Source organism: Castellaniella sp. FW104-7C03 (genome assembly GCF_040276085.1).
Taxonomy (GTDB): domain Bacteria; phylum Pseudomonadota; class Gammaproteobacteria; order Burkholderiales; family Burkholderiaceae_B; genus Castellaniella.
Genome location: NZ_JBELOK010000007.1, coordinates 17,053 through 35,402 on the forward strand (window position 1 = coordinate 17,053; position 18,350 = coordinate 35,402).

Consider the following 18,350-nt stretch of genomic DNA (forward strand, 5'->3'; position numbering starts at 1 on the left):
ACCGGAGGGCCCATGAGGGTACGGATGTTTGCAACGGGGGGGGGGATGGCGCTGCTGCTGGCGGCTTGTGCCAGTACGCCTCCCAGCCATTATTACAGCCTGGCTGGCCAGGATGCCCCGGCACCGGCCCTTGCTGCCAGTCAGATGGAGCACAAGGCAGGATCCGGGCAGGCGTATGGGCTACAGCTGCAAGTACGCAGCATCCCGGCTGATGTCGATCGTAGCCAGATTGTGGTCAGGGATCCCGCCCATGCGCCTGCGGTGGATGTGCTTAATCAGTCGATCTGGTCGGCTCCGCTTGATCAGCAGATCCAGCGGGTTCTGGCGACAGGTCTTGCTACCCGCCTGGGTGTGGTCGATGTGCAGCGCCTGCCGACTGCCGCCGGCATGCTTGTGCGCACCATGGATGTGCGCATCACTCAATTCGACCTAGTCTGGGGGCAGGGGGCGTATCTAAGCGCCGTCTGGACAGATCAGGGAATGACAGGAAAATCTGCCCAAGTGTGTCAGGCGGCCGTGCATTCCAAGGCGCCGGTTGGAGTGGCCAATCTTGTCAACGCACAGAAGCGTAGCCTTGCCGCGTTGGTGTCCCTGATGGCAGATCCAACCGCCTCTCCTGTGGCAGGTTTACCAGATGATACGCAGGTAAACCAAATTGGTTGTACCTAATTAGGTTTCGGGTTATCCATAATGGTTGAAATCGGGTTAACCTTATATTCTCACTGATTATCGGCCCCGCCTGCAGCGTGAGTGGGGCATTCATCAACCCGAGAACCTGAACATGGCCACAGTGACACTGGGAGTCAAGGTCGATGAGACCTTGCGAGAACGTCTTCGCGTACAGGCGGAAAAGCTGGGTTGTACCCCGCACTGGCTGCACAAGCAAGCTTTGCTAACTTACGTAGAAGCCATCGAGCGCGGCCAGTTGCCGGCGGATATTGATCATCGCACAGACACCGCCGAGCCGGGGCCTGTCACCGAAACCGAGCTGCAAACGCCGTTTCAGGAGTTTGCCCAGGAGATTCAGCCGCAATCTGTGTTGCGAGCGGCGATTACCTCTGCCTACCGGCGTCCAGAGCCCGAGTGCGTGGCGATGTTGCTGGATCTTGCCGGTGCGGCGCAGTCAGACAAAGTGCAGGTCTTGGCCAAGGGGCTGGTACAAACGCTCCGTGACAAGCGCACGGGCGGCGGCGTCGAGGGCCTGATACAAGAGTTTTCCCTGTCCAGCCAAGAGGGCGTAGCCCTGATGTGCCTGGCCGAAGCCTTGTTGCGTATCCCCGACCAGGCCACTCGCGATGCGCTGGTCCGGGACAAAATCAGCCGAGGCCACTGGCGGGCTCATGTGGGCGAGTCCCGCTCCCTGTTTGTCAACGCAGCCACCTGGGGCTTGCTGGTTACCGGCAAGCTGGTCAGTGTCAACAGCGAGCAAAGCCTTTCACAGGCGCTTACCCGCTTGATCGCCCGAGGGGGTGAGCCCCTGATCCGGCGTGGCGTCAATATGGCGATGCGACTGATGGGTGAGCAGTTTGTCTCCGGGCAAACCATCTCGTCGGCGCTGGCCAATAGCCGAAAATTCGAGGAAATCGGTTTTCGCTATTCCTACGATATGCTGGGCGAAGCCGCCACAACGGCCGAAGACGCTGCCAGCTACTACCGCTCCTACGAGCAAGCCATCCATGCGATTGGCAAGGCCTCACAAGGCCGGGGCATCTATGAAGGCCCGGGGATTTCAATCAAGCTGTCTGCCCTGCATCCGCGTTACTCACGTGCGCAGCGCGACCGTGTAATGACCGAGTTGCTGCCTCGCATGGTCGAGCTCTCGGTGCTGGCGCGCCAGTACGACATTGGCCTGAACATCGATGCGGAAGAAGCCGACCGCCTCGAGCTGTCGCTCGATTTGCTGGAGGCTCTGTGCTTTGATGCCCGCCTGCGCGGTTGGAACGGCATTGGCTTTGTTATCCAGGCCTACCAAAAGCGTGCACCGTTTGTCATCGACTTTGTGATTGACCTTGCCCGGCGCAGCAAGCACCGCCTGATGGTGCGGCTGGTCAAGGGGGCCTATTGGGATTCGGAGATCAAGCGCGCCCAGGTGGATGGCCTCGAAGGCTATCCCGTGTACACGCGCAAGATGCATACCGATGTGTCTTACCTGGCGTGCGCGCGCAAGCTGCTGTCGGCCCCCGAGGCCGTGTTTCCGCAGTTTGCCACCCACAATGCCCAGACCTTGGCATCTATCTATCATCTGGCCGGCGAAAATTATTATCCTGGCCAATACGAGTTCCAGTGCTTGCACGGTATGGGTGAGCCCCTCTACGAAGAAGTGGTGGGGCCGGTCTCCAAAGGAAAACTCAATCGACCTTGCCGGGTGTATGCCCCGGTGGGCACACATGAAACCCTGTTGGCCTATCTGGTGCGGCGTCTGCTTGAAAACGGTGCCAACACTTCGTTTGTCAATCAGATCGGTGATAAAAGCTTTCCCATCGAGCGCCTGATCGAAGACCCGGTGCACAAGGCGCGGGCCGTACAACCCCTGGGGGCGCCGCACGAGCGTATCCCCTTGCCACGAGACCTCTATCAGGCCCACGAGAACCGTGCCAACTCCGCTGGTCTGGATCTCAGCAACGAGCACCGCCTAAGTTCATTGGCAGCCGCTCTGCTGGGTAGTGCAGATCGGCTCTGGCTGGCCGCACCACCTTCGGCAGATGACCTGACACGTGCTCAGGATGTACTGAATCCGGCCGATCATCGGGATGTCGTGGGCCAAGTCATCGAGGCCTCCGATGCAGACGTGCAGGCGGCTCTGAAACGTGCCGAATACGCGGCGCCCATCTGGCAGGCCACGCCGGCAGACGAGCGTGCCCAGTGCCTGCGTCATGCTGCACAGCTGCTCGAGGACGAGATGCAAGTGTCCATCGGCCTGATTGTCCGGGAAGCGGGCAAGTCGTTTCCCAATGCCGTGGCCGAGGTACGCGAAGCTGTGGATTTTCTACGTTATTACGCCACTCGCATTGAAACCGAATTCTCCAACGACAGCCATCGGCCCCTGGGGCCGGTGCTATGCATCAGCCCCTGGAACTTCCCCTTGGCCATTTTCACTGGCCAGGTCAGTGCCGCGCTGGCTGCTGGCAATGTGGTGTTGGCCAAACCCGCCGAGCAAACCAGTCTGATCGCGGCCTATGGGGTGTCGGTACTGCATCGTGCCGGTGTGCCGGCTGATGCGGTACAGCTGTTGCCTGGGCGTGGCGAAACTGTGGGTGCCACTCTGGTGGCCAGTCCGGTGGTGCGTGGTGTGATGTTTACCGGATCCACCGAGGTGGCCAAGCTGATTGCCGGTACCTTGTCGCAACGCCTGGATGGCATAGGGCGCCCCGTGCCCCTGATTGCAGAAACCGGTGGCCAGAATGCCCTGATTGTCGACTCCTCCGCGCTCACCGAGCAGGTGGTCTACGACGTGCTTAATTCTGCCTTTGATTCAGCCGGACAGCGCTGCTCGGCCTTGCGTATTTTGTGCATTCAGGAAGACTGCGCCGACCGTACCCTGAATATGTTGCGAGGCGCCATGCAAGAGCTTCGCGTGGGCCGTCCCGAGCTGCTGTCTACGGATATCGGCCCGGTGATTGACGCCGAGGCCAAGGATATGATCGAGCGCCATATCCAGACCATGCAGTCGGCGGGTCATGCTGTCGACCGTCAGGTGGGCGATACCGGCCAAACCCAGTTTGGTACCTTTGTGGCGCCTGCCCTGATCGAAATTTCAGACATCGCCGAGCTTGAGCGAGAGGTATTTGGGCCCGTGCTGCATGTGCTTCGTTACCGGCGTGAAGATCTGGATGCCGTCATCGATGCCATCAATGCACGTGGCTATGGCCTCACCTTTGGCGTACACACCCGCCTGGATGAAACCGTGCAGCATGTCACCGAGCGCATTCAGGTAGGCAACATCTATGTCAATCGAAACATCGTCGGTGCAACCGTAGGGGTGCAACCCTTTGGCGGCGAAGGCTTGTCGGGCACTGGCCCCAAGGCCGGCGGCCCTTTGTACCTGCATCGTTTGTTGTCAGTTGCACCCAGCGAACTTCCCGTGTCGGGAACCCCTGGGCAGGATGCACAGCCGCTTGAGCTTCCCGGCCCAACCGGAGAAACCAACCGCTACCGCCTCAAGCCCAGAGGCACAGTATTGTGCCGGGCTGTCAGCAAAGCGGGTGTGCAGGCGCAATTGCAGGCCTGCCAGCAAACCGGCAACGCCATGTTGTGGGTGGATACGCCAGAAATCCGGGCGATTCATCAACAGGCAGGCCTGACGGATGTGCGCTGGGTGGATACTGGTGCTCTGGAGGCCGCTGAGTATCAGGTGGTGCTGTTTGAAGGTGACGGCGACGATCTTCTGGCCTTATCCCGTGTCGTGGCAGCCCGCCCGGGCCCGATTGTGCCTGTGCTGGCCCGTCGGACGCCGGAGCTGTCTGCCAGTCAGGGCTACCCTCTGGAAATGCTGGTGCGCGAGGTCTCCTTGTGCATCAACACAGCTGCCGCCGGCGGGAACGCTACTCTCATGATGGTAGGGTGATGTCAGTACACCTGTAAAAATCAAAGGGCCCAGCGGGCCCTTTGATTTATGTCAGCGACGTAGCGTGCGCTTAATCTTGCCGGCTGGTGACTTCCAGCAAGTGGTAGCCAAATTGTGTGCGCACCGGGCCCTGGACTTCGCCCACGGGGGCGCTGAACACCACCGTATCGAACTCAGGCACCATCTGGCCGCGGCCAAACGTACCCAGGTTGCCGCCATCACGGCTGGAGGGGCAGCTGGAGTGTTCTTTGGCCACTGCGGCAAAGTCGGCACCAGCGGCGATTTCGTCTTTCAGTTTCAGGCAAAGTGCTTCGGAATCCACCAAAATATGGCGGGCTGTGGCTTGAGTCATTGATGGCTCCTGTGAGGGGTAAAAACGCTAAAGGATAACGCAATCCTTACGTCAGTGTCCCAGGTAAGCCGCCTGAATTTCCGGCGAAGCCAGGAGTTCACGCGCCGGGCCTTCGTGGGACAGCTTGCCTACCTCGAGGACGTAGCCACGATCGGCCAGTTTAAGGGCCATCCGGGCGTTTTGCTCGACGATCAGAATGGTGACGCCGGTTTCCCGAACCTCGCGCAGTACTTGGAAAATATTACGCACAATGATTGGCGCCAGGCCGAGGCTGGGCTCGTCGAGCAACAGCAGGCGTGGTTTGATTACCAGTGCGCGGCCAATGGCCAGCATTTGTTGCTCGCCACCCGACAATGTGCCGGCCAATTGTGCCCGGCGCTCGTAGAGCCGGGGGAAAATCTTGTAGACGTGTTCGCAGCTTTCAGTGATTTCTGCGGGCGGGCGGGTAAAGCCGCCCATGCGCAGATTCTCGGCTACGGACAGCGTGCCAAACACACGCCGGCCTTCGGGTGACTGCCCAATGCCCAGGCGCACGATACGATCGGCCCCCATGTGTGTAGTGTCGTGGTCAGCAAAGGTAATTTTGCCGGCCTTTGGCGCGATCAGGCCACTGAGTGTACGCATCAGGGTGGTTTTGCCGGCGCCGTTGGCTCCCAGGATTGCGACGACTTCGCGTTCTTGCACTTGCAGGGAAATACCCTTGAGTGCCTGGATCTGGCCGTAGTTGACGCGTAAATCTTCGATCTTCAGCAATGGTGTCATGACTGGGCCTGTTCTTCGTGGATCGCTTGGGTCAGGGGATCATCGTCGTCGTCATCGTCCTGGCCCAGATAGGCCTCGATCACCAGGGGATTGGCTCGGATTTCTTCGGGCTTGCCTTCGGCAATTTTTTTGCCGAAGTTAATGACCACAATGCTGTCGGTGACGTTCATCACCACACTCATGTCGTGCTCTACCAGAATGACGGTGATGCCTTGGTCGCGGATGCCGCGAATGGTGTCGTTCAGGGCGGCAGATTCTTGCTCGTTGAGGCCTGCAGCGGGCTCGTCGAGGATGATGAGCTCGGGGTGGGCCACCAGCGTGCGCGCCATCTCAACCCGGCGCTGGGCACCATAGGGTAGCGAGGTTGCAATCTCATTGGCCACGTCGGCCAGGTCAAGTTGGTTGAGTACCGCCATCGCGCGCTCGATCAACTGGCGTTCTTCGCGCCGCTGTGCCGGGGTGCGCAGCAAGCCTTGCCACCACGATTGCTGCATCAGCAGATGTTGCCCGGCAATGACGTTTTCGAGCACAGTCATGTCGGCAAACAGCCGGATGGTCTGGAAGGTACGGCGGATGCCGGCCTGTGCCACCCGATGGGGAGGCTGGCCGGTGACGTCCTTGCCATGCCAGCGGATATGTCCGTCCGTGGGCTGATAGACCCCGGTGATGATGTTGAAAACCGTGGTTTTGCCTGCGCCGTTGGGGCCGATCAAACCGACGATCTCACCGCGGTGGACCTTGAAACTGAGATCGTCCACTGCACGCAGGCCGCCGAAGCTGATGCCAACGTGATCAAGCTCGAGGAGAATGTCCGAGGAGCCGGAAGTAGGAAGGGGCGAATTCATAGGACTCCCTTGCGTGCAGGCCAGATACCTTGAGGGCGCAGGATCATGACCAGAATCATGGCGATGCCAAATACCAGATAGCGGTACTGGGCAAACTCAGTGAAAATCTGCGGCACGACAAACATCATCGCGGTGCCCAGCAACACCCCGGGTACCGAGGCTTGTCCGCCCACCAGCACGATGGCAAACAGCACGACAGAATCCGTGAACTGAAAAGACCCCGGGCTGACCGCTGAAAGCTGCATGGCAAACAGGGTACCTGCCAGGCCGGCAATGCCTGCAGACAGGGCAAACGCTGCCACTTTGTAGTTTCGGGCATTGACGCCCAGCGTGGTGGCAGCCAGTTCGTCGTATTTGATGTACCGGAAAGTACGCCCCAGTGCCGAGCGATCCAGATTGCGCATCAGCCACAGGACCACTGCCAGCACCACCCAGTTAAGGTAGAAGAGGTGGCTTTGTGAGCCAAACATGTGGCCAAACAGCGTGGGCCCGCTGACGCCAAACAGGCCGTCGGCGCCACCTGTGAGGCCAAACAGATTGTTTTTCATGGCCAGCACAAAAATCGCGTTGAAGCCTATGGTGACCACCAGCAGGTAATCTCCGCGCAGCTTGACGATGGGGGCAGACAAAATGCCACCCAGTGCAGCGGATATGATGATGGCTACAGGGATTGTCCAGAGGATGGGCCAGTTGAACGACAGCGACAGGATGGCGCTGGTATAGGCGCCGACGCCAAAGAACACCGCATGGCCCATGTCGTACATCCCGGCGCGCCCCAGGACGATGTCCTGTGATAGTGCGACGATGGCGTAAATGGCGAAGATGCCACCGATGGTGATCCAGGCGGGGGACATCACGCTGGGGATGGCCAGGCCGGCCAGCCACAGTATCGGCCCGAGAATGGTGAGAAATCGGATGCCGCCACCTTTGGCGGCGTGCTCGGAGGCTGCGGGCTGGCTGGAAGTTTGCGAAGTTTGATTCATGGCTTAGACCTTTTCAGCAACACGTTCGCCCAGCAGGCCCGACGGACGAACCAGCAGGATGCCGATCAAGAGAGCAAAGGTGATGGCGTCTTGCCAGGAGCTGGAAATGTACCCGGCTGCAAACGCGTTAAACAGCCCAAGCACCAGCCCGCCGAGCATGGCTCCGGGGATGTTGCCAATCCCGCCGATGATGGCGGCAATAAAGGCGTTAAGGCCGTACGACCAGCCCATGGTGAAATAGGTTTGACGGTAATACAAGCCAATGAACAAGCCGCCAATGGCGCCCAGCACGGGACCAATGATGAATACCAGGGCAATCACCCGATTGACGTTGATGCCCATCAGGCGTGCCGCATCCTGATCGATGGCGGATGCCCGGATGGCGGTGCCCAGACGCGTGTGGTGGACGAAAAAGTACAGGCCGGCCATCAGCACAAACGCTGAAATAATGATGAGCAGCTGCACAAAGCTGAGGTAGGCACCGCCTATCTGCCAGTTGATATTGGGTAGCAGGTTGCTGGGAAACACCTGCACGTTGGGCGACCAGATCAGCATGATGCCGTTTTCGATCAGCATCGAGGCCCCTAATGCAGACACCACTGCCGACAGGCGGTGGGCCTTGCGCAAGGGTTTGTAGGCCAGTTGGTCGAGCAGGGTGCCGGCGACGGCCACAACCAGCATGGCGACAACGAAGGCCAGTACCAGGAGGGTAACCGTGGACAAGCCGCCCAGGGCGCCGGATGTCAGTGTGGTGAGCCCGATAAAGGCACCAAGAATGCAGAGGTCACCGTGGGCGAAGTTGATCATCTTCAACACCCCGTAGACCATCGTGTACCCAAGGGCAATCAGCGCATAGATGCCGCCAACCGTCACCCCGTTGATGAATTGCTGGAGGATAAAGTCCATCGGTCGGTTTCCGTGGTGGTTCGCCAGGTGCCGTGGGTAAAAGGCAGGCAGCCGTGCGTGAGGGATGCAGGCCCCCGCCAGTGATGGCGGGAGAATGAGCACCGGGCCAGCAACTGGCGGCCCGGTGTCAGGGGTGATGCGGCTTACTTGGCCTCTGGGTAGATGGTTTTGTAGCCACCACCTGCCTGGACTTCGAAGGCGGACATCGGGCTGCCGATGCGTTCGCCCTTGTCATCCCATGTAAACGGTCCGGTCAGGCCGTTGAAGGGTTGCTTCATGTTGTGCAGCCAAGGGATAAGCTTGGCGGTATCCGTGCTTTTTGTGGCTTCGATACCGGCCAGTACAGCACGCAGGCCATCTGCATTGGTGAAGGTATAGATGCTGGGAGGCGGTGCGCCGAATGCCTTGGTGTAGTCGGCCAGGAACTGCTTGGCTTCGGGGTAGGGCAGGTTTTCGGGAGCAGGCACGTTGACGATCACTGCTCCGGCTGCGGCATTGCCTGCAATCTTGGCGAAGTTTTCGTTTTGGTTGGCATCGCCACCCACAAACACGGCATTCATGCCCAGTTGCTTCATCTGCGCACGGATCAGGCCGCCGTCAGTGTAGTAGCCCGAGAAGAACAGCACGTCGGGCTTCTCGGATTTCAGCTTGGTAAGCACGGCACTGTAATCTTGCGTGCCGGCATTGATGAAGTCTTCGGCCACGATGTTGCCACCGGCCTTTTTAAGGGCTGAGCTGGTGGCTTTGGCCAGGCCTGTGGCGTAGCTGGAGTGGTCGCTAAGGATGGCAATACGCTTGTATTGCTTGACCTTGACGAAGTAGTTGGCTACGAATTCGGCTTCGTCGCTGTTGGGAGGCGCATTGCGGAAGAATGTTTTCCAGCCCTTTTGCGTGAGCTCGTCGCTGGTGCCATCAGAGGTTTGGATGACGTTGGCGGCCGAGTAGATGGGGGCAGCTGCCAGGGCTGCGCCACTGGTGTAGGTACCGATGACAGCGGTAACACCTTCGTTGACCAGCTTGCGTGCGCAGATGGCAGCTTGTGCGGCTTTGCCCTCGTCGTCGCAAACAGTGACTTCAATCTTGCGTCCGAGGATGCCACCAGCGTCGTTGTGTTGCTTGGCAATCAGCCGGACACCGTTTTCGATGCCTTGGCCTTCAGCGGCATATTCGCCGGTGATGGGGGCCTGGACGCCAATCTTGATCGGGCCATCTGCCGCGACGGCAGTACCCAGACCCATCAGGGCCAGTGAAACCGCAGCAGAAAGCGTGGAAATTTTTGTCAGCCTGCTCATGTGGGGATCTCCTTTGCATGGACCCGGATGGAGCCATATATCCGTAATATATTAAGAGTAAGTATTACGTACCATGGGGGTATTCCCGAACAGCAAACAGAAGGTACAACCACTGTGCCAGCCGAGAACATCGTTGAAGTTTAACCATCACAGATTTTTGGTACAACCTAGAGGTTTCACTAATATCCTTGAGGTTGCCAGAGAAAGGGTTTACCTATTGGATAATAGAGGTAACCCCTTTTGTATGTGCAGTGTTTACCGCTTGCCGGTACTGCCGAAACCCCCGGCGCCCCGCTCGGTTTCAGTGTCGAAGGTTTCAGTGAGAAGCAGGCCTGCCTGCACCACGGGTTGAAACATCAGTTGTGCGATGCGGTCACCGGGCTGGATGTCATAGGGCTCGGTGCTGTCGTTGGCCAGCAATACCTTGATCTCGCCGTGATAGTCGGCGTCGATCACACCGATGCCTTGCGCAACACGAATGCCATGCTTGAGTGACAGGCCCGAGCGTGAGGCCACGACAGCCACCAGGCCGGGGTCCATCATGTTCAGGGCCAGGCCCGTGGGGACTGCCAACCGCTGGCCGGGCAACAGGCGCAGGGGCGTTTCCAGGCAGGCGCGCAGGTCCATGGCGGCAGAGCCCCCGGTGGCGTAGTCGGGCAGAGGAATGGCCTCGGTGCCCAGCAGTGGGTTAACAATACGGGCCTGGATGAGTCTTCTTTGCATGGTGGTTTCCAGAAAATCGCTTCCCACGCCGCCTGGTGGTGGGCGGTGAGGCAAAGCAGGGGATTCAGGCGGGCAGATGTGCGGCAATCCAGCTGATCAGTTGGCGGGCCGCCTGGAGTTTATCTTGACGGGGCAGCGGGTAGGTACCGTGCTGGTCGAAGATGATGAGTTCGGTGTCAGCGGCCTCCATGGCCTGCTGAGCCAGGTTGCCGACGATGACCGGGATACCCTTGCGCTGGCGCTTGGCCTGGGCGTGTTCGTGCAGGTGCTCGGTTTCGGCGGCGAAACCCACGCACCAGGGGCCTGCCGGCAAGGCAGCCACATCGGCCAGGATATCGGGGTTGGGTACAAACTGGATAACGGGTGGTGCCCCGTTATCGTGTTTCTTGAGTTTTTGGGCCGATGGGTTGGCGATACCCCAATCGGCCACGGCAGCGACAGCGATGAAGACGTCGGTGTCGGGTGCCCGGGCAAGGGTTTCAGCATGCATTTCGCGTGCTTGCGTCACAGAAATCCGGGTAACGTCATCGGGGCAGGGCAATGCGGTGGGGCCCGAAACCAGGGTAACCCTGGCGCCAGCTTCGGCAGCCGCCTGCGCCAGGGCGTATCCCATGCGCCCCGACGAGCGGTTGGTAAGCACCCGGACAGGATCGATGATCTCGCTGGTGGGGCCGGCGGTTAATAAAACGCGTTTTCCCGCCAGCACCTTGGGCTGAAAAAATGCGACCAGGGCCTGCAGGATCTGTGCCGCTTCCATCATGCGCCCAGAGCCGGTTTCGCCGCAGGCCTGGTAGCCTTCGGCCGGCCCGATCAGGGTGATGCCGTCCTGGCGAAGTTGTCGGGCGTTGCGCTGGGTGGCTGGATGCGTCCACATTTCGTGATTCATGGCCGGTGCAATCAGCAGGGGCACGGGCCCGCGGGCAACGCACAGCGTGCTGAGGAGATCATCGGCCATGCCGTGTGCCAGCTTGGCCATGAAATCGGTGCTGGCCGGTGCAATCAGGATGGCATCAGCCGTGCGGGCCAGATTGATATGTGCCATCCGGTTGGGGGCCCGTGCATCCCAGGTGTCCACCCATACCGGGCGGCCTGACAGTGCCTGAAACGTGGCGGTGGTGATAAAGCCGGTGGCGGCTTCAGTCATGACAACGTCTACGGTGGCGCCTGCGTCCTGCAGGCGGCGCAACAGCTCGGCCGATTTATAGCAGGCAATGCCGCCAGTCAGACCGAGAACAATATGTTTGCCAGGGAGCTCAGGCATGGCGTTTTCCTTTTCAGCGGGTGCGCCGGGCGCGCAGGATCTCGTCCAGGATCAGCAGTCCCGCGCCGCAGGTGATTGCAATGTCTGCCACGTTGAAGGCCGGGAAAAACCAGTTATGCCAGTAAAACAGCAAAAAATCCACTACATGGCCGTGAAGCAGGCGGTCGATGGCGTTGCCCAATGCCCCGCCCAGAATGCAAATCAGGGCGGTGCACAGAAGGCGCTGTTCTGCCTGAGTGTATAGCCAGCGTAGGATAAAACCTGCTGCCAGCAGGGCAATGGCGGTAAACAGCCAGCGCTGGGCGCCGCCGCCGTCAGCCAGAAAGCTGAATGCGGCACCTGTGTTGTACAGCAGTGTGAAATCAAAGAACGGCAACATGTTGACGCGTTGGCCATAGCTGAAGTGGCCGGTGATCCAGGCCTTGCTGGCTTGATCCAGGGCAATGATCACCACCGCCCACAGCAGGTAAATCAGCCAGGCCCGGACGCGTGTGCGGCTTGTGGGGGCGTCTGCCCGCCCGACAGAGGGTGTGCTCTGGCCGGGCGTGGGTACCTTAGGCATGGTGACGGACTTCGCCATCGCCAAACAGGTTTTCGACGCAACGCCCGCAAAGCTGCGGGTGGGTAGTGTCGTGGCCAACGTCGGCGCGGTGATGCCAGCAGCGCCCGCATTTTTCGTGTGAAGACGCATGAACCTGAATGCCCAGTGCGCCATCGGCAGGATGGACATCTGCTCGTGAGACCAGCATCACGAAGCGCAGATCATCGCCCAGGCTTTGCAGCAGGGCAAGGTCTTCGCCCGAGGCGTGGTAGTCGATCTCGGCAGCCAGGGATGAGCCGATTTCTCCGCGTGCCCGGACGGTTTCGATTTCGCGCATGGTGTCTGCGCGAATCTCACGCAAGCGTGTCCAGCGGCTGAGCAAGGAGCCCGTATCTGCCTGTTGCGGCAAAACGTGAAAGAGCTCGGTGAAGATGGTGGGAGAGCTTGGATTGCCTTGCAAATCGGCCCAGGCTTCTTCGACTGTAAAGGAGAGGATGGGTGCAAGCAGTTTGAGCAGCGCCTGGGTGATGTGGTGCAAGGCTGTTTGTGCTGCGCGTCGCGAGAGGCTGTCTTTGCCCGTGGTGTACAGGCGATCTTTGAGAATATCCAGGTAAAACGCGCCGAGGTCTTCTGAGCAGAAGATTTGCAGCCGGGCCACGGCGCTATGGAATTCGTAGCGATCGTAAGCGGCCAATACCTCGGTTTGCATGCCCGCGGTCATCTGCAGGGCATAGCGGTCGATTTCCAGAAGCTGATCCAGGGCGACTGCGTCTGTTGCCGGGTTGAAGTCGGCCAGGTTGCCCAGCAGGAATTTCAAGGTGTTGCGGATGCGCCGATAGGATTCGACGACGCGATCGAGAATCTGCTTGGAGATGGAGAGTTCACCAGAGTAATCGGTAGAAGCCGTCCAAAGGCGCAGGATCTCGGCCCCGAGCGAATTTGAAACCTCTTGGGGGTACACCACATTACCCACCGACTTGCTCATTTTCTTGCCTTTGCCATCCACCACAAAGCCGTGGGTAAGCAAGGCTTTGTAGGGCGGGCGCCCATACAACATGCAGCCCGTCAGCAGTGAGGAGTGGAACCACCCACGGTGCTGATCGGAGCCTTCGAGGTAGAGGTCGGCCGGCCAGGCCAGTTGCTGGGCGTGCGAGCCTTTGAGCATGTGATCCTGGCCGCCCAGCACCGTGGCGTGTGTGGTGCCCGAATCAAACCAGACGTCCAGGGTGTCACGGTTTTTTTCGTAGTGATCGGCGTCCTCACCCAGCAGATCGCGAGGGTCGAGTGTCTGCCAGGCTTCGATGCCCTCGCGCTCGACACGCTCTGCGATCTGGTCGAGCAGCTTGGGTGTGTCGGGATGCAGGGCTCCGGTTTCTCTATGGACAAAAAAGGCCATGGGCACCCCCCACTGCCGCTGACGCGAGAGCGTCCAGTCGGGGCGGTTGGCGATCATGGCGTGCAGGCGCGCGCGCCCCCAGGCCGGATAAAAGGCCGTGTCGTCCACGCCCTTGAGCGCCATTTCGCGCAAAGAGGGGCCTGCGTTTGGTGTGATATCCATCCCCGCAAACCACTGGCTGGTGGCGCGGTAGATGATGGGAGTTTTATGGCGCCAGCAGTGCATGTAGCTGTGCGTGTGGGCAGCGGTATGCAACAGGCTGCCGGCGTCACGCAGGGCCTCGATGATGAGCGGATTGGCTTTCCAGATCATCTGGCCACCAAACAGCGGCAGGCTTTCTGCGTAATGGCCGTTGCCCATCACCGGGCTGATGATGTCGCTGTCGGCCATCCCGTGGGCTTTGCAAGAGATGAAGTCTTCGACGCCATAGGCAGGCGCAGAGTGCACCACACCGGTGCCGGACTCGAGCGTGACATAGTCTCCCAGGTACACGGGGGCCAGGCGCCGGTATCCGGGATCGACATCGTATAGGGGATGGCGGAAGGCCAGGCCGTTAAGTGCCTGCCCCGAGGCTCGGGCGATGATTTCGCCTTGGAGATCCCAGCGCTGCAGGCAGTTTTCAACCAGCTCGCTGGCCAAAATCAGTAGCCGGCCAGTGGGTAGCGGCTGAGCCAGGCGTACCAGGGCATATTCGTGGTCGGGGTGCAGGTTAAGAGCCTGGTTGGCCGGGATGGTCCAGGGGGTGGTTGTCCAGATGACGATGGCGCCGGCCTCGGTGGCTTCAGCCAAGCCAAACGCGTGCGCCACCGCCTGACGGTCGTCAAACGCAAAGGCGACATCAACCGATGCATCCTTGCGATCGGCGTACTCGACTTCAGCCTCGGCCAGCGCCGAGCCGCAATCAAAGCACCAGTTAACTGGCTTGAGGCCACGAAATACAAAGCCTTTTTCCATGATGCGTGCCAGGGCACGCAGTTCGTCCGCCTCGTTGTGCGGGTTCATGGTGAGGTAGGGGTTGTCCCATTCGGCCAGCACGCCCAGGCGCTTGAAATCGGTGCGTTGACGCTCGATTTGCTCGGCGGCATAGGCGCGTGCCTTGGCTTGTACCTCGGCGACCGGCAAGTGCTTGCCATATTTTTTCTCGATCTGGATCTCGATGGGCATGCCGTGGCAATCCCAGCCGGGGACGTATTGCGCGTCAAACCCCGCCATGTCGCGGCTTTTGACAATGATGTCCTTGAGGATCTTGTTGACCGCGTGGCCGATATGGATGTCGCCGTTGGCGTAGGGGGGGCCATCGTGCAAAATGAATTTGGGCCGCCCCTGGGCCGCCTCCCGGATGACTGCGTAAATCTTTTTTTCTTCCCAGGCGGCAATCCAGCCTGGCTCACGTTTGGCCAGGTTGCCCCGCATTGGGAAGGGGGATTCGGGCAGATTCAGGGTGTCTCTATAGTCCATGGGAGGCGAAATAGTCGCGAGCGCCTTGCACATCTTGCTGGATGGCGGCGATCAGGGTGGTTAAATCGGGGAAATATTCCTCGTCGCGTAAAAATTCGAGGAATTCGACGCACACCAGTTTACCGTAGGCATTGACGCCTTGATCAATGATGTGGGTCTCGAGCAGCAGCGGCCCATCGCGTGTCACCGTGGGGCGTACCCCCAGGCTGGCTACCCCGGGCAAGGGCTGATCCTGCAGCCCATGAACACGCACAACGTAGATGCCCGAGCGGGCAGCACAGGGCGCAGGTACCCGCAGGTTAAGCGTTGGGAACCCCAGGTTGCGGCCCAGCTTTTGTCCGTGGATGACGTGTCCGCTGATGCGAAACGGCGCGCCTAAAAGCTGGCGGCTGTGATCCAGGTTGCCCACTGCCAGCGCCGTGCGCAATGCCGAGCTTGAAATGCGCTGACCGTGGCGGTCGTTGACATCGGCCAGCGTTTGTACCTCGAAGCCATGGATTTCTCCCATGCGCCGCAACAAGGCGACATCGCCACTGCGCTTGTGTCCGTAGCGGAAGTCTTCGCCCACCAGCAGCCAACGGGTGTTCAGCCCCTCTACCAACAATTTGCGGATGAAGTCTTCGGCTGACATGTCGGCCAGTTGCTGGTTAAAGCGCTGTATCACGATGCGCTGCATGCCATGCGCTGCCAGCATGGCGGCTTTGTCACGCAGCGTGCTGATTTGTGTGGGAATGAGCTCGGGGCGCCCGCCCTTGCGGGCAAAAAAGGCCCGGGGGTGCGGTGCAAACGTCATCACACTGGGAACCAGCCCCTGTATCCTGGCGTGCTGGCAGACCTGTTGCAGGATTGCCTGATGGCCCAGATGCACGCCGTCGAAATTGCCAATAGTGAGCGCGCCGGGCGCCAGAGGTACCTGGCGCGGCAGGGTGCGATAGAGGTGGGCAGCAGGGTTCACGTCAGACAGTTTACAATTTCGGGTTTGGTCTTGTGTGTGGATGGGCGGGCGCCCTGGCACACACACAAAGCAGTCAATTTTATGTCGGAGTGCGGACGCATGGAGCATACCCCCGAAAGGCCGCTACGCGTGGTGATCCTGATCTCGGGCAGGGGGTCAAACATGCAGGCCCTGGCTGAGTGCGTGCAAGCCGAGCACTTGCCGGTTCGGATTTGTGGTGTGATCTCCAATCGCCCGGATGCGGCCGGACTGGCGTGGGCACAGGCGCAAGGCTTGCCCGCGTATGCATTGTCACACCATGCGTTTCCCACCCGGGATGCTTTCGACACTGCCTTACAGGCGCAACTGGATGCGCTGGCACCCGATTACATTTTGCTGGCTGGGTTCATGCGTGTGCTGGGTACCAGCCTGGTGCGTCACTTTGAAGGCCAGATCATCAATATTCATCCTTCGCTATTGCCGGTTTTCCCGGGGCTGCACACGCATCAGCAGGCGCTGGCTCAGGGCGTGCAGTGGCATGGCTGTACGGTTCACTATGTCACGCCGGTGCTCGATCACGGGCCCATCATTGCCCAAGGGGTGATTCCGGTGCACCATGATGACACGCCCGACACACTGGCCACACGCCTTTTGCCTGTCGAGCATGCCCTCTACACTCAGGTGCTGCGGTGGTTGGCACAAGACCGTGTCATATTGCTGGCCGATGGTCGGGTTCAGGTGCGGGATCAGCCGCATCGGGCCTGGGCAGGGCCCAATCTCTTCAATTAACAGGATTCGCATGGCAACCCATGATTCACGGCGCCGGTCGCCAAAAGCCGACGCACCGTCACGGCCTTACGTGATGGCAGCCGCTCGCATCGAGCAAGTACGTCAGGTGCTCGGAGAGGTGCTGCAATGGCGCTATCCCGCTGATGCAGTGCTGTCGCACTGGTTTCGTGCACATAGCCAGGTGGGTCAGCGCGACCGTGGCGAGATTGCCGAAGCCGTGTTTGATGTCTTGCGGCATCTGCGTCGCTACCGCCAGTTTGCCGAAAGCGGGCAGGGTGCGGCCACCCGCCGCCTGGCCGTCCTGGGGCTGGCCTCGGTATGGCCACGCAGCACTCTGGATACGGGTCTCGAAGAAGCCGAACGAGGCTGGCTGGATTATGTCCAGAAATTCGATGTCACCACGTTGCCGCTAGCGGTGCGCTACAGCGTGCCGGATTGGCTGATGGAGCGATTACAAACGTTGCCGGAGCCCGAATCCCTCTTGCTGGCCCTCAACCGCCAGGCGCCACTCGATTTGCGCATCAACCCGTTAAAAACAGATCGCGACACCGTGTTGGCCGCGTGGGCACAAGGGCCGGAGGCACGCTGGGATGCTCAGCCAACCCCGTACTCACCCTGGGGCATGCGCATTCAGGGGCGGCCGCCCATCAATCGGTGGAGATCCTTTGAACGCGGTGAAATCGAGGTTCAGGACGAAGGCAGCCAGTTGCTGGCCGCCTTGGTAGCACCCCGGCGCGGCGAGATGATCATCGATTATTGCGCGGGCGCAGGAGGCAAAACCCTGTTGCTGGGTGCGCTGATGAGATCTACTGGGCGGCTGTACGCGTTTGATGTCTCTACCGCCCGCCTGGCACGAGCCAAGCCGCGCTTTGCCCGTAGCGGTTTGTCCAATATTGTGCCGGTGGTGATCGCCGAGCGCCATGATCAACGGGTCAAGCGCCTGCGCGGCAAAGCCCATCGGGTATTGGTGGATGCACCCTGCAGCGGTTTGGGCACCTTGCGGCGCAACCCCGATCTCAAATGGCGTCAGCACCCGGAGTCTCTTGTAGAGCTGTGTGCCACCCAGGCGGCTATTTTGCGGGATGCAGCCTCGTGCGTGCGTCCGGGGGGGCGGCTGGTGTATGCCAGCTGCAGCCTCTTGCCCGAAGAAAACGAGCAGCAGGTAGAAGCGTTTTTGGCCGAAAACCCTGATTTCACTTTGCTGGATGCGGGCAAAGTGCTGTCTGATCGCGATATTCGCGTGCCTCTGGAAGGCCCCTGGCTGCGGTTGCGTCCTGATGTTCATGGCACGGATGGCTTTTTTGCCGCTGTGATGCAGCGGCGCAGCGCGGCGCCGGCCACTGAAGAGACGGCGGCTGATCAGACAAATGTCGCCAGTGCGGATAAGCCTGCCGATCCGGCCACTGCGGCTGCCCAGGCAGATGCGGCTCAGCCAGAAGCGCCGGCGGAAACGGCTTCTCCGGCATTCATTGATGAGTCTGCCAGCCAGGAGGGGTCAGAGACGCACGGTAGCTGATCATCTATTGGCTGCTTGCCACCTGGAC

Annotated in this window: 15 protein-coding genes; 4 read left to right on the forward strand and 11 right to left on the reverse strand. The window is 60.1% G+C overall.

Annotation, left to right across the window (positions count from 1 at the left end; all coding sequences use genetic code 11):
* Positions 1-12 precede the first annotated feature (12 nt).
* Both ABS758_RS09510 and putA read left to right on the forward strand, forming a co-directional pair.
* Complete coding sequence (locus ABS758_RS09510) at positions 13-669, forward strand: PqiC family protein (protein ID WP_350382535.1); 657 nt, start codon at positions 13-15, stop codon at positions 667-669.
* 112 nt (positions 670-781) lie between these two features.
* Positions 782-4,564 (forward strand): trifunctional transcriptional regulator/proline dehydrogenase/L-glutamate gamma-semialdehyde dehydrogenase, encoded by a 3,783-nt coding sequence (gene putA / locus ABS758_RS09515; RefSeq protein WP_350382533.1) that lies wholly within the window; start codon positions 782-784, stop codon positions 4,562-4,564.
* A gap of 70 nt (positions 4,565-4,634) precedes the next feature.
* Here the strand turns inward: putA and ABS758_RS09520 are convergent, their stop codons facing one another.
* From ABS758_RS09520 to ABS758_RS09570, 11 genes are all read right to left on the reverse strand, one after another.
* Positions 4,635-4,916 carry a peptidylprolyl isomerase gene (locus ABS758_RS09520; RefSeq protein ID WP_350382531.1) on the reverse strand — a complete coding sequence of 94 codons (282 nt, stop codon included), beginning with the start codon at positions 4,914-4,916 and terminating at the stop codon, positions 4,635-4,637.
* A gap of 51 nt (positions 4,917-4,967) precedes the next feature.
* Positions 4,968-5,669 carry an ABC transporter ATP-binding protein gene (locus ABS758_RS09525; RefSeq protein ID WP_350382573.1) on the reverse strand — a complete coding sequence of 234 codons (702 nt, stop codon included), beginning with the start codon at positions 5,667-5,669 and terminating at the stop codon, positions 4,968-4,970.
* 5 nt (positions 5,670-5,674) lie between these two features.
* The gene (locus ABS758_RS09530) at positions 5,675-6,523 is read right to left on the reverse strand and encodes an ABC transporter ATP-binding protein (protein WP_350382530.1); all 849 of its coding nucleotides are present in this window, start codon (positions 6,521-6,523) and stop codon (positions 5,675-5,677) included.
* Entirely contained in the window at positions 6,520-7,506 is a 987-nt protein-coding gene (locus tag ABS758_RS09535; protein WP_350382528.1) for a branched-chain amino acid ABC transporter permease, read from the reverse strand. The genes ABS758_RS09530 and ABS758_RS09535 overlap by 4 nt, the downstream gene beginning before the upstream one ends.
* Before the next feature lie 3 nt (positions 7,507-7,509).
* Entirely contained in the window at positions 7,510-8,412 is a 903-nt protein-coding gene (locus tag ABS758_RS09540; RefSeq protein WP_350382526.1) for a branched-chain amino acid ABC transporter permease, read from the reverse strand.
* Positions 8,413-8,555: 143 nt separating this feature from the next.
* Entirely contained in the window at positions 8,556-9,704 is a 1,149-nt protein-coding gene (locus tag ABS758_RS09545) for a branched-chain amino acid ABC transporter substrate-binding protein (RefSeq protein ID WP_350382525.1), read from the reverse strand.
* A 255-nt stretch (positions 9,705-9,959) separates the two neighbouring features.
* Positions 9,960-10,427, reverse strand: a complete 468-nt coding sequence (dut, locus tag ABS758_RS09550) for a dUTP diphosphatase (RefSeq protein ID WP_350382523.1) — start codon at positions 10,425-10,427, stop codon at positions 9,960-9,962.
* Positions 10,428-10,491: 64 nt separating this feature from the next.
* On the reverse strand, positions 10,492-11,688 hold the full coding sequence (gene coaBC / locus ABS758_RS09555; RefSeq protein ID WP_350382522.1) for a bifunctional phosphopantothenoylcysteine decarboxylase/phosphopantothenate--cysteine ligase CoaBC: 1,197 nt from the start codon (positions 11,686-11,688) through the stop codon (positions 10,492-10,494).
* A 13-nt stretch (positions 11,689-11,701) separates the two neighbouring features.
* Positions 11,702-12,250, reverse strand: a complete 549-nt coding sequence (gene lspA / locus ABS758_RS09560) for a signal peptidase II (RefSeq protein ID WP_350382520.1) — start codon at positions 12,248-12,250, stop codon at positions 11,702-11,704.
* On the reverse strand, positions 12,243-15,083 hold the full coding sequence (ileS, locus tag ABS758_RS09565; RefSeq protein WP_350382518.1) for an isoleucine--tRNA ligase: 2,841 nt from the start codon (positions 15,081-15,083) through the stop codon (positions 12,243-12,245). Before ileS ends, lspA begins: the two co-directional genes overlap by 8 nt.
* Positions 15,073-16,038, reverse strand: a complete 966-nt coding sequence (locus tag ABS758_RS09570) for a bifunctional riboflavin kinase/FAD synthetase (RefSeq protein WP_350382517.1) — start codon at positions 16,036-16,038, stop codon at positions 15,073-15,075. Before ABS758_RS09570 ends, ileS begins: the two co-directional genes overlap by 11 nt.
* Before the next feature lie 99 nt (positions 16,039-16,137).
* Here ABS758_RS09570 and purN point away from each other — a divergent pair, with 99 nt between their 5' ends.
* Together purN and ABS758_RS09580 are read left to right on the forward strand one after the other, a co-directional pair.
* Positions 16,138-16,806: a phosphoribosylglycinamide formyltransferase gene (purN, locus tag ABS758_RS09575; protein WP_350382516.1), complete on the forward strand. Its 669-nt coding sequence runs from the start codon at positions 16,138-16,140 to the stop codon at positions 16,804-16,806.
* Positions 16,807-16,912: 106 nt separating this feature from the next.
* Complete coding sequence (locus ABS758_RS09580) at positions 16,913-18,322, forward strand: RsmB/NOP family class I SAM-dependent RNA methyltransferase (protein WP_492304502.1); 1,410 nt, start codon at positions 16,913-16,915, stop codon at positions 18,320-18,322.
* The last annotated feature ends 28 nt before the right edge of the window (positions 18,323-18,350 follow it).

Coding starts and splice junctions, on each gene's coding strand:
- coaBC (WP_350382522.1), bottom strand. CDS start 11,688: ATGCCTGAGCTCCCTGGCAAACATATTGTTCTCGGTCTGACTGGCGGC.
- dut (WP_350382523.1), bottom strand. CDS start 10,427: ATGCAAAGAAGACTCATCCAGGCCCGTATTGTTAACCCACTGCTGGGC.
- ABS758_RS09520 (WP_350382531.1), bottom strand. CDS start 4,916: ATGACTCAAGCCACAGCCCGCCATATTTTGGTGGATTCCGAAGCACTT.
- ABS758_RS09540 (WP_350382526.1), bottom strand. CDS start 8,412: ATGGACTTTATCCTCCAGCAATTCATCAACGGGGTGACGGTTGGCGGC.
- ABS758_RS09510 (WP_350382535.1), top strand. CDS start 13: ATGAGGGTACGGATGTTTGCAACGGGGGGGGGGATGGCGCTGCTGCTG.
- ABS758_RS09530 (WP_350382530.1), bottom strand. CDS start 6,523: ATGAATTCGCCCCTTCCTACTTCCGGCTCCTCGGACATTCTCCTCGAG.
- ileS (WP_350382518.1), bottom strand. CDS start 15,083: ATGGACTATAGAGACACCCTGAATCTGCCCGAATCCCCCTTCCCAATG.
- lspA (WP_350382520.1), bottom strand. CDS start 12,250: ATGCCTAAGGTACCCACGCCCGGCCAGAGCACACCCTCTGTCGGGCGG.
- putA (WP_350382533.1), top strand. CDS start 782: ATGGCCACAGTGACACTGGGAGTCAAGGTCGATGAGACCTTGCGAGAA.
- ABS758_RS09545 (WP_350382525.1), bottom strand. CDS start 9,704: ATGAGCAGGCTGACAAAAATTTCCACGCTTTCTGCTGCGGTTTCACTG.
- purN (WP_350382516.1), top strand. CDS start 16,138: ATGGAGCATACCCCCGAAAGGCCGCTACGCGTGGTGATCCTGATCTCG.
- ABS758_RS09535 (WP_350382528.1), bottom strand. CDS start 7,506: ATGAATCAAACTTCGCAAACTTCCAGCCAGCCCGCAGCCTCCGAGCAC.